The sequence below is a fragment of the Xanthomonas fragariae genome (genome assembly GCF_900183975.1).
GTDB lineage: Bacteria > Pseudomonadota > Gammaproteobacteria > Xanthomonadales > Xanthomonadaceae > Xanthomonas > Xanthomonas fragariae.
On record NZ_LT853882.1, the window covers coordinates 3,883,178 to 3,905,156 of the forward strand.

Here is a 21,979-nt window from a genome sequence, read left to right on the forward strand (position 1 = left end):
GATCAAATTAAGCGGCTTACTTAAAACGATTATGACAACGGCGGACGTTTCGCCCCGCACGCGCCCCCTCTTCGCAAAACAGGCCATCCGCTCGCATTACCGTCGCCGCAGCGAGCGCATGCTGCTGGATCTGATCCGATGGATCTGATCCGACGCACCGGGCAGGTCCCGAGCGCTGATCTGCCGCGCGCCAGTGGGCTCAGCGTGCCCGGTAGCACCGGTCTGAATGGACAACGATACCCATTGCGCAGCATTGGCGGAGGAGGTGTACGGGATTGGCCACCAATCGCCGGACTTGGTCTATCTGTACATCGCCGCAGGGTTCGCCGCTGGTGTGATCGCTGCGGGTAGCGTGCGCCGCAGCGCGCATGCAAACGCGGCGCGCTTGGCCGGATCGTTGCATCGCCGTATCCCACATTGCTGGTCGGGCAGGTGCAGGCGCACGCCACCGTGCTGGGCGCGGCCACGCTGCCGTTCAAGGAAACGCTGTTCTAGAGCCGGCGCTGGACCACGCAATGCGCTGCACCGGTGTTGCCGGGAGGCGTCGTTTCGCATCGCAGCGGCATACTTCGCCTTGGTTGCGAATTGTCATATGGCACGCGGTTTACTGGCCGCCCGCAGTGCTCTTGAGGTCGTCATGCGTATTGCTCCATTGCAACCAGCCGCCACGCCCACCACCGTGCTGGCAACACCGACGCACACCGGTGCGATCACCCCGATGGAGGTGCCGCACGTGCCAGGGGGCAACCCGCCATTGCGTGCACGGCCGCGTCGCCAGGCTGCCGTGCCACCGCCGCTGGTGCAATTGAAAGAAAGCGCGATGACCGGCGAGCCGGCATTGGTGGCGCTGGACAGCGAGTTCTCCGAGCAGCGCCTGGTCGAAGTGCAGGCAAGGCAGATCACCGTGCAGGCAGCGCAAAGCAAGCTTGCCAGCCATCTCGCGCAGGCCGGCACCGCGCCCGCACCGGACAGCATCGCGGCACGCTTTGCCGCCGGAACGCTGGAGCCGGTCTACCTGGATACCGCCGCGTTCAACGCCATGGCGCGCAGCCTGCCCGGACGCGAAGGTGCAACGGCCGACCCGGTGCTGGTCGATGCGCAGCAAGGCCGAATCATTTTCGATCTGCAGCGCGCATTTGCGCCTGGCGACACCTTCAGCGACGCAGCACGCACCGCGTTGCGCAAGGCGCTGGATCTGCCCGGTCATGGGCTGCCACCGCCGGGCTGGCTACAGCCCGCCACACCCAGGCAGCCGCGTCGCAAGGTGCAGCAGGCTGCGCGCTACCACGGCCACGAGGTGCCGGCGCGCGATGGCGGCGCAGCCTTCTTCAAGGCCAACGACCATCATCTGGTGGCCGGCAAGGACGCGCTGCTGCGCAAGCACCGCAAAGAACTCGTTCATGACCAGTATTTCCAGGTGCCGAGCACGCGCGCGCTGGGTAAGGACGTGATGATACATCGTGGCTTGTTCGACAACCACGCCGGCATTCCGGAAAACTCGCTTGTCGCCATTGATCGCGCCTACGCGCAGGGGTATCGCACCATGGAGCTGGATGTCGAAGTCAGTGCCGACGGCGTGCCGGTATTGATGCACGACTTCACCATTGGCCGCATGACCGACGACCCGCAGAACAGATTGGTTTCGCAGGTGCCGTTTGCCCAGTTGCGTGACATGCCGCTGGTGATCCGCAACCCGGTCGATGGCAACTTCATCAAGACCGATCAGACCATTGCCGCCGTGGAGCAGGCGCTGGAGCACGCGTGGCAAAAGCCGGAGCCGATCTCGGTGGCGCTGGATTGCAAGGAAGACACCGCCGAGGCGGTGGCGATGCTGCTGATGCGCCGGCCGGATCTGCGCCAGGGGGCCGCGATCAAGTTGTATGCCAAGTACTACACAGGCGGCTTCGATCAATTTCTGTCCAACCTGTACAAGCACTATCAGATCAATCCGCTGCACTCCGATGATGCGCCGCGCCGTGCTGCGCTAGATCGCCTGCTGGCCAAGATCAATGTGGTGCCGGTCTTCAGCCAGGGCATGCTGGCCGACCCGCAGGTGCGCGACTTTTTCCCGGGCAAGGACGATGGCCCCGAGGGTCTGGCCGAAACCGCGGTGCAATGGCTGGAAAGCTGGAAAAGGATGCGCCCGGTCATGGTTGAGGCGGTGGCCACCGATCAGCAAAGCAATGCGGGCAAGGCCATGGAACTGACACGCACACGATTGCGTCAGCCGGACTCGGCTTACGCGCAGGCGGCGTTTTCGGCCGGCTACCGCTATGAGGATTTCTCCCTGCCACGCGCCAACCACGACAAGGACTATTACGTCTGGCGCAACTTCGGCGAGATGCAAAAGCTCACCAGCGAAGCCTTTGGTATCCAGCGCACCACCGCCGGTGCCTTTCGCAACGCTGGTGAAAGCCTGTTGACCGACCAAGTCGACGAAGAACTGCTCGCGCTGCTGGAAAACCGCACGCTGGCGCGCGGCCATACCGGCATGGAACTGGACCTGCCGCCAGAGACCCCCATCGACACCGCACGCGATGCGGAGATCGTGCAGCAGCGCACCAGCGAATTCCGCGCCGCGTCCAAGCCAGCCGACCCGGCCCATGTCGCAGCAGTGCGCGAAGGCAGCCTGCTGGATCGTTCGGCAGACCTGCCGCACTACGCCCCAGCAAGGCGCGCGGTGGATGCCCGCGCCGAATCCCTGGGGCGGTTGACCGATCAATACCGTGGCGCACCGGTGACCCATTACCTCAACGAACAAGCCAAACAGATTGAGCCGGAGGAGTAATCCCGACGCCATGATCCTGCACTGGCACGGCGTCGCCCGGCGGCATGCGGGCGCGCCGTGCCAGCGCTGGCGGCAGCCTGACATGGCGCACGGTACGAGTGCCGGATGCATCGTTCGGATGGTGGCATGTCCGGCATGGGCGCATGGTCTAGCGCGACGAGTGCCGGTTCCGGTGTCTACGCGTAACGGCAGTGCTTCTTGTGAGCACATACGCAGTCGCACTGGCGGCGCTGTGCGTGTGCCACCGCCAGCGGAGTGAGCCGCACCCCACACACTCGCGTGACGCCAGCGCGCCACTGCCGCAGTTGATCCGGAGTTATGGCGTCTCCAGCATCGGAATCACCTCGCGGTCCTGCGCTTCCACCGCCACCAGGCGCTGCATCAAGAGCGACAAGGTCACTACGTCCTGATGGTTGTGCTCGGCCACAAGGCGCAGGTTGCGCGCACTGCCGCCGCGCAGGTAACTCAACCATGCGGCCGGCGCTTCGAAGCCGGGCAGATTGTCTTCGCGCACCACGCGCAGCAGGTGCCGCTCGATGGTGGCCAGCTTGCAGTTCTCCCAGGTGCCGCGATACCGGCGACGGGTGGGAAAGAGCAGATCGACATGATCCAGCGCGGAAATCGGATCGCCGCGGCGTGCCAGCCGGTAGCGCATCTTCAACAACGGCGCGTCGTAGCAGCGGCCGTTATAGCTGGACAGCACCGTCTGCGGCGACAGCCAGTTGCGGAACAGATCCAGCATCGCGCTTTCGGCGGCCATCGTGGACATCATCAACTGACGCACGCGCAGGCCGCTGCCGTGTGCATCATGCACCTGCCAATCGGCCACGCCGATCATGAAGGCGCGCGTGCCGGTGCCGCCGGCCAGGCCGGTGGTTTCGGTATCAAAGAACAGCAGATCCATCGGGTCCACGGCGTCTTCGCGTTTGGCGAAGGCCAACGACAACGCGTCACGTGGAATCGGTTGCGGCAAAAAGGCTTCGATCAGATGCAGGCCGGGTGCGATCTCGTTGCCGGGCAGATGGCGATCGGTAGAGGCTGCACGCACTGGGGCGTGCGCCGAGACCGCACGCTCGCGCAGGCCGATCATCCTGCGCAAGCCGGCGATGTCGGTGCGCGGTTGCGGTGCAGGTGGCGGCGCGATGGACGTTTTGCGCGATGCGGGCAGACGCTTTGCGGCGACGGCGACGGCAACGGCAGCGGCATTGTCAGTCGACGGCGAGGCCGGCTTGTGGCGCACCTGGTGCTCCACCCAGGCGAACACCGACGCATCGCGTGCCGGCGCTGCCGCAACCGGCGCCTGCAAGGCGCGGCGTGTCATGGCCGGGGCGTGGGCCGGGGTACGCTGATCGTGTGCAAGGTTCGCGGTCCCCGCCTGCGCGCTTTGTGCAGCAGCATCGCGTGCAGAAGAGCGCCACGCCTGCGAAGCGGCACCCGGCGAAGGCTGACGCTGCGCGCGCGTGGGCAGTACCGCATCGTCCTTGCGCGGTGCAGGCGTCAGTCCGCCGACTTGGCGGCGTAGCAAGCGCAAACGTTCTGCGCTCTCGCCAGGATCGCTGCCAGGCGCCGGTCCCGCCGGCTCGCCCGGCGGCGGCGGCGCTGCAGGTAGTTCACTTGCGCCACGCGTGCGCGCATCGCCTGCAACAGCGCTCACACCAGCTGCATCACCAGATGGTCGCCTGGCCGCTGCGAGGTGCGTCTGCGTTGCATCGGTATCCGCCTCAACGACCGCAGGCGACGCATCCGCACCAGGCAGTGCATCGCCATGTGCAACCACCGCCGGCATACGCACATCCGCATGGCCTGCCTGGCGGCGCAGCAAACGCAGCCGGTCCGCACTTACCGTCATGCAAGCACATCCAGCCCCAGGTCGTCGTCCATCTGGCTGGCGTGACGCAACGGCGCATCCGCATCGAACAGCAGCGCCAGCACCGTCAACGCCAGCGACTTGGGCGATTCGCCCTTGCCTGCTTCGTGCGCGGCCAGCACCGGCCCCACACAGGCCGGGCAACCGGCGCTGCAATCGCAACGCCGCACCAATTCGTCCGCGCGCTGCAACAGCTCGGCCTGGCGCAGCCACAGCGGCTCGCTCAAGCCCACCCCGCCAGGGAAGTTGTCGTACAGATACACCGTGGGCACGAACGCCTGCGGCAGTTCCACCGTGGCTGCGTCGCCTTCTTCCACGCCACGCAGTTGCCCGCGCCCGGTCTGGTCGGCCACCGCAAACCACGCACCGTCGCCATTGCCCACGGCCTTTTGCAGGTCGCGCGCATCGGCCATCACCGCCACCGTGGCCACCACATGCAGCGCGTAGGCAGCACCCAGAAATCCGTCCAGCGCATCCTGCTTGGAGGCGAACGCCTTGCCCAAGGTCGCCTGCGGCAACTGCCACCACACCGCAGTGGTGTGCAATTCCTGATCGGGCAGATTGACCGGCCCGTAGCCGATGTTTTCATGCGTGTAGTAGCGGATCTTCTTGTAGCCGGACACACGCCGCACCACATGCACCTCGCCGTGATGACAGTCGCCGCGCCCGGCCATGCCGCCATCGAAGCGGTCCAGCACCTTCAACTTGGTGTAGTCGATGCTGTCGGTGTAGTAGTCCACATGCGTACGCGTCACGTACGCCTTGCGGCCCTCCCAATCCAGCCGCTCCACTTGGTACGGCGTGCTCTGCACCATGTGGATGGCACCTTCGTACAAGGTCAGCGCGGCGGCCGAATAATCCACCTCGGCAATGATCTGCTGCTTGCCGTCGGTCTTGTCCACCACCACGAAATTGCCATCGGCCACCGAGCGCAGGCTCACCGCATTGGCCGGGTAACTGTCGGCGATCCATTCCCAGCGATCGCCTTCCTGGTGGATCACCTCGCTCTCGGCCAGCGCTTCCAGGAACACCAGCGGGTCGATCGGCCCGAACGGCTCGCTGGCAATGAATGGCAGCTCGAACGCGGCGCAGCGGATGTGATCGAACAGGATCAGCGGCTGGTCCGGCGCAATACGCGCATGCTCGGGTGAGGCATCGGCGAAGAAATCCGGATGCCGCACCACGTATTGATCCAGCGGTTGCGAACTCGCTACCAGCACGCTCAGCGCCAGTTGCTGGCGACGCCCGGCGCGGCCGAAGCGCTGCCAGGTCGCCGCCACGCTACCGGGGTAACCGTTGAGGATCACCACGTCCAGCGCGCCGATATCTACGCCCAGTTCCAGTGCCGAGGTCGACACGATGCCGTCGATGTTGCCCGCCCGCATCGCACGTTCCACCTCGCGCCGCTCGGTGGGCAGATAGCCGCCGCGATACGCACGGATGCGCAGCGGCTTGCGCGGGTCGTTGTCGAAGATGTCCTTCAGGTATTTGGTCAGCACTTCCACCATCAAGCGCGTCTGTGCGAACACCAGCGTCTTGAGCCCGCTCTTGATCGCGATGCGCGCAATGCGGTTGCTCTGCGAACGCGCCGATGCACGCAGCCCCAGATCCGCATTGACCACCGGCGGGTTCCACAACAGCACGTGCTTGTCGCCGGTGGGCGCGCCGGATTCGGTGATCGCATGCACGCGTTCTTCGATCAAGGCCTGCGCGTGCGCATGCGGGTTGCCGATGGTGGCCGAGCACAACATAAATTGCGGGTTGGCGCCATAGAACGCGCAGATGCGCTTGAGCCGGCGCAGCACATTGGTGACATGGCTGCCGAACACGCCGCGGTAGGTGTGGATCTCGTCGATCACCACATAGCGCAGGTTCTCGAAGAACTGCGCCCACTTGGTGTGATGCGGCAGGATCGCCTGATGCAGCATGTCCGGGTTGCTCACCACGATGTCGCCATGCAGGCGGATCGCCTGGCGCGCATCGCCGGGCGTGTCGCCGTCGAAGGTGAAGGCCTTCACCCCCAATTCGCCGGCGCGGTTCAACTCCAGCAGCTCGGCCACCTGATCCTGCGCCAGCGCCTTGGTGGGGAACAGGTACAGCGCCTTGGCGCCGGCGGTCATCGCCGCACTCACCACCGGCAGCGTGTAGCACAGCGACTTGCCCGACGCGGTGGGCGTCACGATCGCCACATGCTCGCCGCGCTGGCTCGCCGCCCATGCTTCGACTTGATGACTGTAGAGCTGGGTGATGCCGCGCGCATGCAATGCATCGGCCAGCGCGCTGGGCACATCGGCCGGGATCGGCGCATAGCTGCCGTCGCGGCCGGGAAGGGTGAAGCTGCCGGTGATGCGGTCGTGGTAGCGCCGTTCCAGGCGCTGCGTGAGCAGCGCGCCATCGCGGCTGGGCCGCCCATCGGTAGTGGCCAGCGCGCGTTCGGCGGTTTCGGTGCGGGCAGCAAGGGCAAACGGAGGCATACGGCAAGGCTCCCAAAGAGGGAGATCAAATAAAAAGCATGTCTCAGGGCATGAGACCAGCGCCCAGCCTGCGTCACTGAGAAGATTCGGCAAGCCGGGTATCCTTTCCCCCCCCCCATTGCGTCACCGTTACCTCGCACGCTGTGGGCTCCCCTACATTGAAGAGCTGCCGTGCCCGTGTCCCACAACGTCACTGCTCCGCATTACAAGACCGCTTCCGCCCGCCGCGCCGATGTCCTCGTGCATGCCACCGGCCTCTTTTGGGCCATTGTCGGCGGCGCCTGGATGGTCTGGCGCGCCCACGCAAGCCAGACGATGCTGCCGGCCATCTGCGTCTACGCGCTTGGGCTGCTGGTGATGTTCGCCTGCTCGGCTGCCTACAACTTCGCCCCGTCGCAGCGCCAACCGATGCTGCGCAAGTTCGACCACGCCGGCATCTTCGTCATGATCGCCGGCTCCTACACACCGTTTTTTCTTGTCACGCTCGACGGCACCTGGCGCTGGGCGATGCTGGTGGCGGTCTGGAGTGTGGCCTTGTTCGGCGTGTTCGCCAAGTTGTGCTTGCCCGGCATCGCCAAGAGCTTCTGGGTGGCGATCTACCTGTTGCTGGGCTGGGCCGGCATCGTGGTGATCAAACCGATCATAGCCGGCCTGGACAGCACCGTGCTCTGGCTCATCGCCGTTGGCGGCGCGTTCTACACCGTGGGCGTGACCTTCTACGTGCGTAAATCGATGGTGTACAACCGCGCCATCTGGCACGCCCACGTGCTGGGCGGCGCCTTGTCGCACTGGTATGCGATCTGGCTGTGTCTGCAGCCGTTGGGTGGGGTTTAGGAGGGGGCTAACAAAACGTAGCGAGCAGTCGTCAGGTGGGCGCAGAGGAACCGGAGTGTACGCGTGGTACGTGAGGATTCCGAGCACCGGCCGCGCCCGCCTGGCGGCGGCGCAGTAGTTTTGTTAGCCGCTCTTACTTGAACCTCTTTCTCGTCAGGAAATCTAGTAAGCCCATCGACTGGCATCACATTCATACCAACAGATTGCAAGGCATCGGTATCGACTACGTAAATCCATCCCAGCTTTATCCCTGCGCCAGTAGCAAACTTGACTACAACATCTTTCCTTCGAGAAAAAACACGAAAGCAGCCGGGTATTTTTCACTATTAAAACTGTGTGCGAATTGGGCATTGTGTTGGCATTTTCCGATTTACCAGGGATCGCCTGCGTGTATATTCATGTCGCCAGCATAAAACTCAAGCTCGGCCTCGCGCCCTTTCGCTATTATTCGACCGCTATTTCTTTCATCCAGCTGCGCACTCACTCCTTGATATATTAGAGCCATCTTTCTCTCCAAACCAACGAGTAGGCAGCAAACAAAACTGCAGCTTTGAGTTTGCCTCAGAGCTGGCTCTTGACCGCAGTTTCTACCTGCGCCGGCGACTGGAAGCCGGGCAGGCGCGCCACTTCGCTGCCATCGCGGTACAGCGCCAACGTGGGGGTCTGGCGCAGGCCCAGATTACGGAAGAACTCCTCGCCCACCACTTCCAGCTTGACCTTCAACAGGGCCACGCCGTCGGCCGCCGCGCTGGCGGCGAACTTGCTCAGCGACATGTCGAGCATGCGGCAACCGGGGCAGTTGTCCTTGTAAAAATCCACCAGCGCGCGCGGATGCGCGGCCAAGCTGGTGGTGTAGTGCTCAGGCGACGTGACGGTAATGGTTTGCATCATGGGGATCGTGCTTGCATTGGGCCAGAACCTCGTCGGTCCAGGCGGCGATGGCCTGCGCGTCGCGCAGGCCGTGGGGCATCTGTTCGATGGTCAAACGCGGAAACGGGCTGGCGAAGAACTGCGCAATGCGATGTACCGCGCCGCAGAAAAAATCCTCACCCCACTGCGTTTCGCCGGTGCCAAACACCGCAACGCGCGGTGGCTTGCCCAGCGTCTCGACCAAGTCGACGATGAAACGTTTCATCTCTGCCGGCGTGCGGCCACCGTTGTCGGTCCAGGTGCCGAGCAGGAACAGGTCGTATCGTCCCGGCGCGTGCGGCACTTGCGCCAATATCTGCACATCGGTTTCCACCCAGGTCACTGTGTGACCGGCCGCTTCGCAACGCAGCGCCACCGCACGCGCCAGATCGCGCGTGTTGCCGCTCAACGATGCGAGTGCGAGCAGAATATTCATTTAGGCGGGGAATATTGGAATGGAGAATAGGGAATCGGATGAGCGCGGTGCTGTTGGCTGTTGGCTGTTGGCTGTTGGCTGTTGGCTGTTGGCTGTTGGCTGTTGGCTGTTGGCTGTTGGCTGTTGGCTGTTGGCTGTTGGCTGTTGGCTGTTGGCTTTTTCCATTCTCTATTCCCGATTACTCACAAATCGTCAAAGCCGTTATCCGAGTTGGTCTTCTTGTACGAGGCATTGCGCATCTCGAAGAAGTCGGTCTTGGTCTCGGTGAAGTTGTCGGCGTAGGCCTTGATCCACGGCATCACGTTGTCGTTGGCGCCTTCGTACAGCTTCTCGATGCCGAGCATGCCGGCCATCTTGTTGGCGCGGTACTTTACGTAGCGGATCATCTCGTCCACATCGATGCCGTCGATGCCGTCCAGCACTTCGGCGGTCCACTGGGTTTCCAGGTCGATCGCGTGCTCGAAGGCTTTGTGCACGTAATCGGTGAGCTGGTCGCCTTGCAGCGCCTGGTTCTCGCCGATGATGGCGCGGATCAGTTCGCTGATGAACTTGGAATGCGCCAGCTCGTCGCGGTTGATGAAGCTGATGATCTTGCCGGTGCCGGTCATGCGGTTCTGACGGACCAGATTGTAGAAATACGCAAAGCCGGAATAGAAGTTGATGCCTTCAAGGATCGAAGACTGGATCAGCGCGCGGATCAGCGTTTCGGCTGTTTTGTCGCGCATGAAGTCTTCGTAGGCGCCCATAATCGGCGCGTTGCGCTTGATGATGGTCGGGTGCGTGCGCGCAATCTCGAACACGCGGTTCTGATCGGCCAGGCCGGTGATCGAGGCCAGCACATAGCTGTAGCTCTCGTTATGGATCACTTCCTGCTGGCCGATGATCGCGGCATTGGCATGCGCGGCCGGGTCGGTGATGTATTCGGCGACGTTGTAGATGAAGCGCGTCTGCGGCGAATCCAGCGTGGCCAGCAAGCCGATAATCGAATCGTAGGCATTTTTCTCGCGCGCTGACAGCTCGTTGTACTGGCGTGCGTCGCCCTTCATGTCCACCTCGTCGGGGATCCAGAAGTTGGTCGACAGTTCCTTGTAGGCCCGATAGAAGGACGGGTACGGGATGTCGTTCCAGTTGAGGATGCCGGAGGTCTGGCCATTGATGATGGCGGTGGAGCGATTGGGGTAACGCGGCTCCAGGATCTTGATACGCTCAAGCGGTGTTGCGGACATGGGTCTCTACTCGTGTTCCGGGCGGTCGCCCTCGTGTGGAGCGGTGACAGCGACAGCAAATCGTTCTGGGGAAAGAGCCCCCTGAGTCAGAGGGCGCGCCGAAGGCGCGGGGTCTGGATGCTGGTGAGGCAGGGTCAACGATTCGGGATGCGAAGTGCGAATGCGCTTAGCTACTGCACCACTCGCATTCGCTGATGTCGATGTCGTTGGAACGCACGTAGTACGTGGTCTTCAACCCTTCGCGCCAAGCGGTCATGTGCAGATCCAGCAACGTGCTGGCGCGGATGGTGCTGGGCACGTAGAAGTTGAAGCTGATCGACTGGTCGATGTGACGCTGACGCCGCGCGTTCTGGCGCACGCTGGCGAACTGGTCGACCTTGTAGGCGCCCTTTTCGTAGTACGGCCAGGTGTCCAGCGACAGGCCGGGAGCGGCGACCGGACGACGGAAATCCTTCTTTTCTTCGTAGTAGAACGCGCTGTAGATCGGGTCGATCGAGGCAGTGGAACCGGCGATCTGCGCGGTGCTCATGTTCGGTGCCACCGCCAGCATCCAGGCATTGCGCACGCCATTGACAGCCACCTGCGCGGACAACTCCAGCCACTGCGGGCTGTTGTAGTCGCGTGCACGGAAGTACTCGCCGGTGTGCCAGTCGCTGCCGCGGAACACGCTGTAGGTGCCCTTTTCCTTGGCCAGCTCCATGCTCGCATGGATGGTCAGATAGTTGATGCGCTCATACAGCTCGTCGCTGTAATCCTCGGCTTCCTTGGCATTCCAGTGGATGCGCTTCTGCGCCAGCAGGTGATGCCAACCGAAGGTGCCCAGACCGATTGCGCGATACTTCTGATTGGTGATGGTGGCCTGCGGCACGGGCAACTGATTGAGATCGATCACGTTGTCGAGCATGCGTACCTGGATCGGAATCAACCGCTCCAGCACGTCGGCGCCCAGCAGATCAGCCTGGTCGTCCTGCGCGGTGATTGCGCGGCCCAGGTTGATCGAAGACAGATTGCACACGACAAAATCGCCCGCTTTCTTGGTGGTGACGATCTGATTGCCGCTGATGATCTCCTGCATCATCCGCGTCGGGCTCATGTTCTGCAGGATCTCGGTGCACAGGTTGGACGAATAGACCATGCCCTCGTGCTTATTCGGATTCTTGCGATTGACTTCATCGCGATAGAACATGAACGGGTTGCCGGTTTCCAGCTGGCTGACCATGATCCGCTTGAAGATCTCGATGGCCTTGACCGTCTTGCGGGTGATGCGCTCGTCGGCAACCACTTCTTCGTACTTGCGACGGAAGCTGCTGTTTGCGTCGCCCTTCTTCTCATCAAAGAAGTCCTGCAGGTACCAGCCCTTGATCCGCTTCACTTCGTGCGGATCGAACAGGTACCAGTCGCCGCGACGCTCGACCGCTTCCATGAACAGGTCCGGGATGCACACCGAGGTAAACACGTCATGCGCGCGCAGACGCTGGTCGCCGTTGTTCAGGCGCAGGTCCAGGAACGACTCGATGTCGCGGTGGAAGATGTCCAGATAGACCGCAATGGCGCCCTTGCGCTGGCCCAGCTGATCCACCGACACGGCGGTGTTGTTGAGCTGCTTGATCCACGGCACCACGCCGCCGGACGAATTAGACACGCCGCGGATCGCAGACCCCGACGAACGCACATAACCCAGATACGCGCCTACGCCGCCGCCGTGCTTGGACACGCGCGCCACGTCGGTATTGGAGTCGTAGATACCCTGCAGGCTGTCGTCAACGGTGTCGATGAAGCAGCTAGACAGCTGGCCACCGACCTTGCCCGCGTTGGCCAGCGTCGGGGTAGCCACGGTCATATAGAGATTGGACAGCGCCCAATAGGCCTCACCCACCAGCTGCATGCGGCGCTCGCGGCTGCCTTTGCCGTTGCCGACTTCATCCTGCATCAGGTACAGCGCGATGGTCAGCCAGCGCTCCTGCGGCAGCTCAAACACGCCACGCGAGCTGTCGGTGGCCAGGTAACGGGTGGCCAGCAGGTAGAGGCCGTTGTAGGCGAACAAGGTGTCGCGCTCGGGCGCGATCATCTTGCCTGCTTCGATCAACTCTTCCTTGGAGTAGCTGCGCAGAATGTCGTTGGAATAGATATTGCGGTCGGCCAGGCTCTCCTGCAGGCCAACGAACGAGCCGTACTTCTGGCTGGCGTCGTAGAAACGGTTGCGGCTGGCGCGCTTGTACAGGCGGCGCAGATACAGACGCGCAGCGAAGTGCTCCCACTCCGGAGTGGTCAGATCAACGCGGGCCTCGGCCTCGCGGATCAGATGGTCTACCAGGTCGTCAGCATTGACGCTGTCCTTGCGCTCCACGAAACCGAACACCGAACGCTTGTAGTCGGCCACGTCCAGCTGCGGGAATTCGGCATGGATCTGGTCGATGGCGCGCTCCAGGCGCTGCGGCTCGAACGGGATCCGGCGGTTGCCGGCTTCTTTGGTGATCCAGGTGGCGACGGTTTGTTCTTCGATTGTCTGTGCGTGCATTGCAATGGCTTGGCGGGGAGGCGGCACGACATCCGACGGATCGGTCAATTCCGGCGCGCCGCGACCAGGCGCGCTGACGCTGGTGGGAACGCTGGTGGGTGTTGCGGTACCGGCGGCGATCGCGGCAAGGGTGTCGTTGGTGGTCATGCGTCCTCCATGCGTAGGCACACGAACCCGGCTGGGGACGGGCTGCGGCCGGATCCGGATTCCCTGGCCAGCGATGGCGGTGCGCGACGACCGGCACGCAAGACCCACAGTCTGCGGCGGCATCGATCGCACCAGCCATCTCCTTACCGGAGATTCCACGGCCGCCACCGCGCGGTGTGCTGTCGCGTGGTGGTCGGTGGCAAGACAACAGCGGCGCAACGAAACCACGCCGCCTGCTCCATGCCGAAGCCCGGGTGGCTGTAGTCATACATTGCGGCCGCGGCTGGAAGTGCATTTGGACCGCAGCCATGCCGCACATCCTGCTCCCACTGGTCCGGACGCCTTGGGGGGCGCCCAACCACCGACGCCCCCAAGATAGTGGGGTACCTGGGAGGGGTCAACACCAAATGTGGGAAAAACCCGCAAACCCTTGTGGCACAAAGCACTCTCTGACGAACGGTCGTTGCAAGGGCGCGAACCAGCCAATTCGACTGCGCAGTCAAGGCCCAAACCGGCATTTCTGTCGACCAGTGGGGTCCGGTTGGGTTGGCTGCCACACGCGCCGATACTAAAGCTGATCACAGTTGTATGAACTCTGCCTCAGCCACCGAGCGGGCCCATGCCGACGGCACCAGAGCGCATCTGCCCGCCTGCCACCGCCCATACGCAAAGGCCGCCTTGAGAGGCGGCCTTTGCGCGGCATCAGATCTCGGTCGGGCCGATATGGTGGCGCTTGCGGTAGCGGATCGACGACCACACCGAGGCGGCGATGAAGGCCACACCGATCAGGCCGGTCAGCACTTCCGGCACGTGGTAGACGGTGCCCACCAGCATGATGATCGCCAGCACGCCGATGGCGTAATGGGCGCCGTGCTCCAGGAATACGAATTCGTCCAACGTGCCCTTGTGCACCAGGTAGACCGTCATCGAGCGCACGAACATCGCGCCGATTGCCAGGCCCAGCATGATGATCACCACATCGCGGGTGATCGCGAATGCACCGATCACACCGTCGAACGAGAACGAGGCATCCAGCACTTCCAGATACAAAAAGGCGGCAATGCCCGAGCGCTTGGCCGGGCCCATGCCGTCTTCGCTCTCTTCGGCCTCGAACAGGGCATCCACGCTGCCCACCAGCAGATACAGCAGAATGCCGCCCAACCCGGCGAACAGCACGCTCTGGAAGATGTCATTGGGCAAAAACAGCCTGGTGCCCAGCAGCACCGACACCGCCACGATCACCGACATCGCATCGGCCTTGCCCAGCTTACCGACCAACCGCTCCACCAGGCCGAGCCAATGCAGCTTGCGGTCCTTATCGAACAGGAAGTTGAGGAACACCAGCAGCAGGAACATGCCACCGAAGGCGGCGATCGACGGGTAATGATCGGTCAGCACCTGGCTGTAGCGGTCCGGCTCCTTCAACGCCATCTGCATCACCGGCCCCAGGCCCATGCCGGTGGCCACCGACACGATCACGATCGGGAACACCAGGCGCATGCCGAACACCGCGATCAGGATGCCGACGGTGAGGAACAACTTTTGCCAGAACGCGTTCAGGTGTTTGAGCACGCCGGCGTTGACCACCGCGTTGTCGAACGACAACGACACTTCCAGCACGCTCAGCACCAGGCACAGCCATAGCGCCTGCCAGATGCCCATGGCGGAGGTGTGGCCCCACCAGGCGGCGAGGCCAAGGCAGATCGCTGTGACCAAGAACGACATTCTGAAATCGCGAAACATTGACACTCCCAGGCGGGCCGAGACGATCGCCGGACGAATCGGGCAAGGCGGAGGATGCCTGGCAGTCCGGCGTGCGGTGGAGGATGGAAAACCGCGGCGTGACGCAACGTCAGGCCGGGCGCAACTCACTCATTATAGTGAGTGTCACCGCCATCAGGGTCGCATCGTCCGGATCCGGGCGTGCGCCAAAGCCCAGGCTCTGGCACATCACCAGCATGGTGCGGTTCTCGCGCAGCACCTGGCCTTCGATCTGTTTGAGGCCCAGCCAGCGCGCGTACTCGATCATGATGCGCATCAGTTGCCAGCCGATACCGTGGCCCTTGAGGTCGGAACGGATCAAAATGCCGTACTCGCCACGCTGGTAATCGGCATCGGCATGCAGACGCACCGCGCCGAGCATGTCGCCGCTCTTGGGGTCGATGGCCACCAGCGCGATCGAACGCGCGTAGTCCAGCTGGGTCAGCCGCGCGATGAATTCGTGGCTGAAATGCTTGACGGACTGGAAGAAGCGCAGCCGCATGTCTTCATCGGTGACCCGCGCGAAGAACGCGCGGAACAACGCGTCGTCCTCGGGGCGCACCGGGCGCACCAGCGCGTGCGTGCCATCGCCCAGCCCGATCTGGCGTTCCCATTCCTTGGGATACGGAAAGATCGCAAAGCGCGGATGGCCACGGCCTTTATGCAGTTTGCGCGCCGGTGCCACCGCCACGCGTGCGCCCAGCGCGATCACCCCATCGTGGTCGGCCAGCAGCGGGTTGATGTCCAACTCGGTGATTTCGGGGATGTCGGCGGCCAGCTGCGCCAGCTTGACCAGCACCAAGGCCACCGCGCGCTCATCGGCCGCCGGCACATCGCGGTAGGCCTTGAGGATGCGCGAGACGCGGGTGCGGCCGATCAACTCGTGGGCCAGGCGCAGGTCCAGCGGCGGTAATGCCAGTTCGCGATCGTTGATGACTTCCACGGCGGTGCCGCCGCGCCCGAACACGATCGCGGGGCCGAACACCGGGTCGTCGGCGATGCCAGCAATCAATTCGCGCGCCTTGGGCCGCACCACGGTGGGCTGCACGATCACCGCTTCGATGATGGTGTCGGCGTGCCCGGCACGTGAACGCGCCAGGAGGCCGGTTGCTGCTTCGCGCACCGCCGCTACGCTGGACAGGTTCAAGCGCACGCCATCGACATCGGACGTGTGCGCGCTGTCGCTGGGCAGAACTTTCAAGGTCACCGTGCGGCCGATGGCCAGCAGCGGGTCGGCCAGCAAGGCGGCCTCGTTGGCGGTGGCGGCGACTTGCAAGGGCACGATCGGAATGCCGTAGGCGGCCAGCAACCGGTTGGTGGCGACCGGATCCAGCCAACGCCGGCCTGCGGTAAGGGCTTCATCGACCACTGCACGGGCGATGCCGGCATCCACCACAAAATCTTGCGGCAGGCTGGGCGGCGTTTCCATCAACGCCGCCTGCGCTTCGCGATAGCGCACCAGATGGGTGAAGCCGCGCACCGCATCCGATTCGGTGGCATAAGTGGGCACGCGCGCGGCATTGAGCGCGGCAATCGCCTGATCGTCCTGGCCCAACCACACCGCAAACACCGGTTTTTCGCGCTGACAGCGGCTGCGCTGGTCCAGCGCGCGGGTCAGCGCCTTGGCCGCATCGGCCGAGGAGGTAAACGCAGTCGGCACGTTGACCACCAGCAGCGCGTCGTTCTCCGGGTCGTCCAGCAAGGCTTCGATCGCTGCGGCGTACCGCGGCCCGTCGGCATCGACAATGATGTCCACTGGATTGCTGCGCGACCAGCCTTGCGGCAACGATTGATCCAGCCGCTCTAGGGTCTTGGCCGACAACTCGGCCAGGGTGCCGCCGCGCAACACCAGCTGATCCACCGCCAGGTGCCCCACCCCGCCGCCATTGCTGAGAATGGCCAGCCGCCGGCCCGGAAAACTGCCGAGCCGGCCCAGTGTCTCGGCCGCGGCAAACAATTCGTCCAACGCGCCTACCCGCAACAGCCCGGCACGCGCGAACGCTGCGCCATACACCGCATCCCAGCCAGCCAGGGCCTGCGCATGGGTGTCGGCATCGGGATTGATGCGGAACTGGCGGCCGGATTTGACCACCACCACCGGTTTGGCGCGCGCGGCGGCGCGTGCGGCCGACATGAACTTGCGCGCATCGCCGATGCGCTCGACGTAAAGCAGGATCGCGCGGGTGCGGTAGTCGGTGGCGAAGTAGTCGAGCAGATCGCCAAAGTCGACATCCAGCGTATCGCCCAGCGACACCACCGCCGAAAACCCGACCGAGCGCGCCACGCCCCACTCCACCAGCGCGGCGGCAATCGCGCTGGATTCGGAAATCAGTGCCAGATCGCCGGCCTGCGGGCAATGCGCGGCGATGCTGGCGTTGAGCCGTGCGTGCGGGGCGATCACGCCCAGGCAGTGCGGGCCAAGGATGCGCATGCCCTTGGCGCGCGCCGCCGCTTCCATCCGCGCGGCCGGCGAGCCCGTGCCGCTGCCCAGTCCCGCGGTCAGGATAATCGCCACCGCGACCCCGCGCCGCGCCGCGATGGAGACGATGCGCGGCACGATCCGCGCCGGGGCGGTGATCACCACAAGATCCGGCACCCAGGCCAGATCGGTCAACCGCGCCACCGTGCGCACGCCGTCGATCTCGCTATAACGCGGGCTCACCCAACCGATCTGCCCGGGAAACCCGGCCGCCCGCAGATTACGCACCACCGCGCGCCCGGCCGAGCGATCGCGCGGACTGCCACCCACCACCGCCACGGTGTCGGGACGAAAGACCTGCTGCAGGTGGTACGTACTCATTGGACGGGGGACGCGAATGCCATCGCATTACGGTACACGCACTGGTGTGCGGCGGCGTGGATGTGTCGCGTGCGGTGCGTGCCGAGTTAGCCGCTGCATGCGCCGGGCATGCAGCGGCGCCTGAAGGCGGCGCGGCGGTGCGCTGAGATCCGACCGGTGCTACAACAACGTGCCGCTGAGGATCGCGGCAGCGATACTGAAATAAATCACCAGTCCGGTGACGTCGACCAAGGTGGCAACGAACGGCGCGGAGGCACTGGCCGGGTCGAAGCCGAAGCGTTGCAGCACGAACGGCAGCATCGAGCCGGACAGCGAACCGAAGGTGACGATGCCGATCAGCGCTGCGCCGATGGTCAACGCCACCATCTGCCAGTGCGGGCCGTAGTCGTACAGGCCGGCAGTCTGCCAGATGGTGATGCGCACGATCGCCAGAACGCCGAGAATGGTGCCCAGGGTGAGCCCGGTCGGCAGCTCGCGCAGCGCCACTTTCCACCAGTCGCCCAGGCGTAACTCGCGAAGTGCCAGCGAACGGATCAGCAGCGAGGTGGCCTGCGAGCCGGAGTTGCCACCCGAGCTCATGATCAGCGGAATGAACAAGGTCAGCACCACCGCCTTGGAGAGCTCGTCTTCGAAGTGCTGCATCGCGCTGGCGGTGAGCATTTCGCCCAGGAACAGCACGCTCAGCCAGCCGGCGCGCTTCTTGATCATCTGGCCGAAGCCAATTTGCATGTAGGGCTTGTCCAGCGCTTCCATGCCGCCGAACTTGTGCACGTCCTCGGTGGATTCGGCGATCAATGCGTCGAGCACATCGTCCACGGTGACGATGCCGAGCATGTGGCCATGCGCATCCACCACCGGGATGGCAAGCAGGTCGTGGCGACGGATCAGCCGTGCGACTTCTTCCTGGTCCAGCGCCGGGTTCACCGTGACTGGCGGATTGACCTGTGCCACGTCCAGGATCGACGCCTCTGGCGCACCGGTAATCAGCCGGCGCATGGTCACCATTTGGTTGAGCACGCGGGTGTGCGGATCGAGCAGATAGATGGCATATACCGTCTCGCGGCTGCGCTCCACCTCGCGGATGTGCTGCAGGGTGCGGCCCACCGTCCAGTCGGCCGGCACCGCCACGAACTCAGTGGTCATCAGCGCGCCGGCGGTATTGGGCGGGTAGCGCATCAGCGCCTGGATCGACAGCCGCGCCTCGGCACTGAGCAGCCACAGCAACGGCTGGCGCTGGTCGGCATCCAGGCCATGGAAAATGTCGGTGGCACGGTCGTCGGCCATCTGCCCGAGCAGGAACGCGGCCTGCTCGGCCGGCAGTTGCGCGACCAGGCCACTGGCATCGTGCAGCTCGGGTTGTTCGAGCAACTTCACCGCACGCGGCTGCGGCAACGCGGCCAGCACCTGCGCTGCGTCGTCGCGGTCGAGGGTGTTGAGATATTCCACCGCATCGGCCGTGTTGAGCTCGGCCAGGGGTGCGGTCAGTGCATCGACGCCTTGGGTAAGGCGCAGGGTCTCGTTGTACATGGGGTTCGCCTGGTGACGACCGTCGTCGATGACAGCTGGCGAACCTCAAGCCTCAGGCGCGCGTCAGTTGGGTCATCGACCCGGGTCTAGGGTGACTGTCGCTGGACATGAGAAAGGGCTCCGGTGAAGTGCGTACCGACCGGTGATCCGGGCGGCGGCGCGGCGCAGTCTGCGCGCCTCAGTCGGCTTGGTCAATGCCCTATGCGATCGCCGCTTAAGTGGGCTTCCAGGAAGCCGATCCGGCAGACCGCGATGGCCTCGCGGGCGCCGGCTGCCAACGATCAGGCAGTCGCCGTGGACTGGAGCCATCTCAGTCCCACTGCTGAATTGGCCTGCAGCGATCATGCTGACGGCGCGCGACACCCTGAGGCGATCGCCATACGTCGCCTGGTCACCGGCAATGCCGGTGCTGTCTGACATCCGGGCACGCGGCGACTGGTGCACCGACACGGACAAGGCGCGCCGTGCGTGACCAGACTGTAATGACGGCCACGGCTCCTTGCTACGATCCGCTTCCCTGCACCCCCTACATCACGTTGCCCGCTGCCATTGCGTCGGCCATCGCATCCACGTCGCATCGCTGCTCCTCAGGAGTTATCCATGTGGTCTTCCAGGTCTTTTCTGTTACGTCGCATCAGCCCGGTGTGCCTGTGCGTGGCCGCTGGCTGGAGCGCGATTGGCATGGCGCAGGCCAGGCTTCCCGACAGTACGCCTGTGGAGTCGCATGAAACCGCACCACACACAGCGCACGAGTGGGGCTACACCGGTCCGGAAGGCGCCGAGCACTGGTCAAAACTGGCAAAAGAAAACGTGCTGTGCGGCAACGGCCAGCAGAACAGTCCCATCGATTTGAAAGACGCCATCGACGCCGATCTGGGCAGCTTGTTGCTGGATTACGCCGCCGTGCCGCTAGCGGTGCGCAACACCGGCCACTCCATCCAACTGGATCTGCATGACGGCGGCAGGATGTGGACCGGCGGCAAACACTACGAGGCATTGCAACTGCATTTCCATCATCCAAGCGAGCACTTGTTGAACGGCCGGCGTTTCCCGATGGAGGCGCATATCGTGCACCAGAGCCCGGACGGAACGCTGGGCGTGCTGGCAATCTTCTTTGAAACCGGCACCGCCAATCCCGCCTTCCAGCGTGTGTTGGACGCCATGCCGAAAGACAAGAATCACACGCAACTGGTCGCCAACGCCTTGATACGCGCCAGTGATTTTCTTCCGCCCAAGAATCAGCGCAGCTTCTATCGCTACGAAGGATCGTTGACCACGCCGCCTTGCAGCGAGACGGTGGACTGGGTGGTGCTCACTCAACCGGTGCAGGTGTCGGAGGCGCAGATCAACGCATTTGAACGCATCTATTCATTCAACGCCCGCCCGCTGCAGCCGCTGGATCGCCGCTTTCTGCTCAAAAGCAGATGATTGTTTGATCCGACCGTTTACAGCTCACTGCACACGGCGCGGTTGCCACACAAGCGCGCACGTTACGCCGGTATCTAAGGTGATGCGCCATTCGGTGTTCGGCGCTGGCGCTACCCAGGTGGTGGTGACTGCGGTGATCCTGGGCAGCTTGCTGAGGGCGGGCGATCTGGGCTGGAAAAGCGCGCTGATCATCAGCCTTGCACTGGCGCTGTCGTCCACCGCAGTGGGCCTGCAACTGCTGGCCTAACGCGCTGCTGGTCGGGATCGGCAGCCTGGCCAAGCTGCCACTGCGTGGCAGCCTAATGCTGGGTAGCGTGTTGTGGCTGGGCGGCGAATTCGCCTTCGTGGTGTTCAACGAGGCCGACCGGGTCGGCTTGCTGGAGCCGGCCAATCACGACCGCCTGGTGGCGATCGTCGACGTCTCGATGGCGCTCACGCCGCTGTTGTTGCTCGGCATGCAACGCATCCTCAACGGGCCGCTGCGCGTGCATGCGCCCAAGTCCGATCGCCCGTTCGACACCATCGACGCGCAGACGCCCAAGGTGCTGGTCGCCGGCATGGGCCGCTTTGGCCAGGTCGTGGCACGCCTGCTCACCGCGCGGCACGTGCCGTTCGTGGCGCTGGAACACAACCCGGACACCATGGAAGACCTGCGCCGGTTCGGCAGCCAGCTCTATTACGGCGACCCGACACGCCCCGAGTTACTGCGCGCCGCCGATGCCGACCGCATCAAGGTGTTCGTGATCGCGGTGGACGACCCGGAGACCAACATCAAGACGGTGCGACTGATCCGCCGCCTGTATCCGAATGCCACCGTGCTGGCGCGCGCACGCAACCGCCAGCACGCCTGGAAACTGATGGACCTGGGCGCCGAACCCTTCCGCGAAGTGTTCGCCTCCAGCCTGGAACTGGGCGAACGCGTGCTGACCTCGCTCGGCCTGGGCGAAGCGCTCGCGCAGGATCACGTCAAACGCTTCCGCCAGCACGACGAAGACCTGCTGCGCTGCCAGCATCTGGTCTACGACGACGACGCCAAGGTGATCCAGACCTCACGCGACGCGCGTGCCGACCTGATGAATCTGTTCGAAGCCGACGTCAAGGCCGATGTGGAGGTGGAACCCGCATCAACCACGCAAGATCGCTGAGCCGTTCGTAGGAGCGTGCCTGCGCGCGATGAAGCTTTACCGATAAAGCCACGTCGCGCGCAGGAACACTCCTACGCGGGTTTCCTGCAGCCGCAACGGCTGCATGTCGCGCGCATCCC

12 protein-coding genes, 1 other RNA gene and 2 pseudogenes are annotated in these 21,979 nt (G+C 64.0%); 5 read left to right on the plus strand and 10 right to left on the minus strand.

Translation table 11 applies throughout. The annotated features are described in order from the left end of the window. Positions 1–226: 226 nt before the first annotated feature. Together PD885_RS22255 and avrBs2 are read left to right on the plus strand one after the other, a co-directional pair. Positions 227–495: pseudogene (locus PD885_RS22255) on the plus strand (ROK family protein); the annotation flags it as partial. Positions 496–637: 142 nt separating this feature from the next. Then, positions 638–2,788: a type III secretion system effector avirulence protein AvrBs2 gene (gene avrBs2, locus PD885_RS18025; protein ID WP_002809739.1), complete on the plus strand. Its 2,151-nt coding sequence runs from the start codon at positions 638–640 to the stop codon at positions 2,786–2,788. Positions 2,789–3,104: 316 nt separating this feature from the next. Here the strand turns inward: avrBs2 and PD885_RS18030 are convergent, their stop codons facing one another. After that, on the minus strand, positions 3,105–4,637 hold the full coding sequence (locus PD885_RS18030) for a ribonuclease H-like domain-containing protein (RefSeq protein ID WP_088057038.1): 1,533 nt from the start codon (positions 4,635–4,637) through the stop codon (positions 3,105–3,107). Next, positions 4,634–7,129, minus strand: coding sequence for a DEAD/DEAH box helicase (locus tag PD885_RS18035; RefSeq protein WP_172404518.1), 2,496 nt, complete (start codon positions 7,127–7,129; stop codon positions 4,634–4,636). Before PD885_RS18035 ends, PD885_RS18030 begins: the two co-directional genes overlap by 4 nt. 171 nt (positions 7,130–7,300) lie before the next feature. On the opposite strand from PD885_RS18035, the gene trhA reads away from it, so the two are divergent. After that, on the plus strand, positions 7,301–7,963 hold the full coding sequence (trhA, locus tag PD885_RS18040) for a PAQR family membrane homeostasis protein TrhA (protein ID WP_002809731.1): 663 nt from the start codon (positions 7,301–7,303) through the stop codon (positions 7,961–7,963). A 5-nt stretch (positions 7,964–7,968) separates the two neighbouring features. Here the strand turns inward: trhA and PD885_RS18045 are convergent. The 8 genes from PD885_RS18045 to mgtE form a co-directional block, all read right to left on the minus strand. Beyond that, positions 7,969–8,035: non-coding RNA, sX9 sRNA (locus tag PD885_RS18045), on the minus strand. Between the two features lie 489 nt (positions 8,036–8,524). Beyond that, entirely contained in the window at positions 8,525–8,851 is a 327-nt protein-coding gene (locus tag PD885_RS18050; protein WP_002809726.1) for a thioredoxin family protein, read from the minus strand. Continuing rightward, positions 8,823–9,308, minus strand: coding sequence for a flavodoxin (locus PD885_RS18055; protein ID WP_002809724.1), 486 nt, complete (start codon positions 9,306–9,308; stop codon positions 8,823–8,825). Before PD885_RS18055 ends, PD885_RS18050 begins: the two co-directional genes overlap by 29 nt. A 182-nt stretch (positions 9,309–9,490) precedes the next feature. After that, complete coding sequence (locus tag PD885_RS18060) at positions 9,491–10,534, minus strand: ribonucleotide-diphosphate reductase subunit beta (RefSeq protein ID WP_002809721.1); 1,044 nt, start codon at positions 10,532–10,534, stop codon at positions 9,491–9,493. A 166-nt stretch (positions 10,535–10,700) separates the two neighbouring features. Beyond that, entirely contained in the window at positions 10,701–13,199 is a 2,499-nt protein-coding gene (locus PD885_RS18065) for a ribonucleoside-diphosphate reductase subunit alpha (protein ID WP_002809717.1), read from the minus strand. A 702-nt stretch (positions 13,200–13,901) separates the two neighbouring features. After that, complete coding sequence (locus PD885_RS18070) at positions 13,902–14,942, minus strand: DUF475 domain-containing protein (RefSeq protein ID WP_002809715.1); 1,041 nt, start codon at positions 14,940–14,942, stop codon at positions 13,902–13,904. Between the two features lie 109 nt (positions 14,943–15,051). Then, positions 15,052–17,760 carry a bifunctional acetate--CoA ligase family protein/GNAT family N-acetyltransferase gene (locus PD885_RS18075; RefSeq protein ID WP_002809712.1) on the minus strand — a complete coding sequence of 903 codons (2,709 nt, stop codon included), beginning with the start codon at positions 17,758–17,760 and terminating at the stop codon, positions 15,052–15,054. A 159-nt stretch (positions 17,761–17,919) separates the two neighbouring features. Further along, positions 17,920–19,287, minus strand: coding sequence for a magnesium transporter (gene mgtE, locus PD885_RS18080; RefSeq protein WP_088057039.1), 1,368 nt, complete (start codon positions 19,285–19,287; stop codon positions 17,920–17,922). 600 nt (positions 19,288–19,887) lie between these two features. Here mgtE and PD885_RS18085 point away from each other — a divergent pair. Together PD885_RS18085 and PD885_RS18090 are read left to right on the plus strand one after the other, a co-directional pair. Further along, positions 19,888–20,715, plus strand: coding sequence for a carbonic anhydrase (locus PD885_RS18085; RefSeq protein ID WP_088057040.1), 828 nt, complete (start codon positions 19,888–19,890; stop codon positions 20,713–20,715). A 76-nt stretch (positions 20,716–20,791) separates the two neighbouring features. Then, positions 20,792–21,860 (plus strand): annotated as a pseudogene (locus PD885_RS18090) (NAD-binding protein); the annotation flags it as partial. Positions 21,861–21,979: the final 119 nt, after the last annotated feature.

Bases quoted from the DNA above. Each gene is read 5' to 3' on its own strand.
- PD885_RS18065 (WP_002809717.1), bottom strand. From the start codon at position 13,199: ATGACCACCAACGACACCCTTGCCGCGATCGCCGCCGGTACCGCAACA.
- PD885_RS18060 (WP_002809721.1), bottom strand. From the start codon at position 10,534: ATGTCCGCAACACCGCTTGAGCGTATCAAGATCCTGGAGCCGCGTTAC.
- PD885_RS18035 (WP_172404518.1), bottom strand. From the start codon at position 7,129: ATGCCTCCGTTTGCCCTTGCTGCCCGCACCGAAACCGCCGAACGCGCG.
- mgtE (WP_088057039.1), bottom strand. From the start codon at position 19,287: ATGTACAACGAGACCCTGCGCCTTACCCAAGGCGTCGATGCACTGACC.
- PD885_RS18075 (WP_002809712.1), bottom strand. From the start codon at position 17,760: ATGAGTACGTACCACCTGCAGCAGGTCTTTCGTCCCGACACCGTGGCG.
- PD885_RS18055 (WP_002809724.1), bottom strand. From the start codon at position 9,308: ATGAATATTCTGCTCGCACTCGCATCGTTGAGCGGCAACACGCGCGAT.
- PD885_RS18050 (WP_002809726.1), bottom strand. From the start codon at position 8,851: ATGCAAACCATTACCGTCACGTCGCCTGAGCACTACACCACCAGCTTG.
- avrBs2 (WP_002809739.1), top strand. From the start codon at position 638: ATGCGTATTGCTCCATTGCAACCAGCCGCCACGCCCACCACCGTGCTG.
- PD885_RS18030 (WP_088057038.1), bottom strand. From the start codon at position 4,637: ATGACGGTAAGTGCGGACCGGCTGCGTTTGCTGCGCCGCCAGGCAGGC.
- PD885_RS18085 (WP_088057040.1), top strand. From the start codon at position 19,888: ATGTGGTCTTCCAGGTCTTTTCTGTTACGTCGCATCAGCCCGGTGTGC.
- PD885_RS18070 (WP_002809715.1), bottom strand. From the start codon at position 14,942: ATGTTTCGCGATTTCAGAATGTCGTTCTTGGTCACAGCGATCTGCCTT.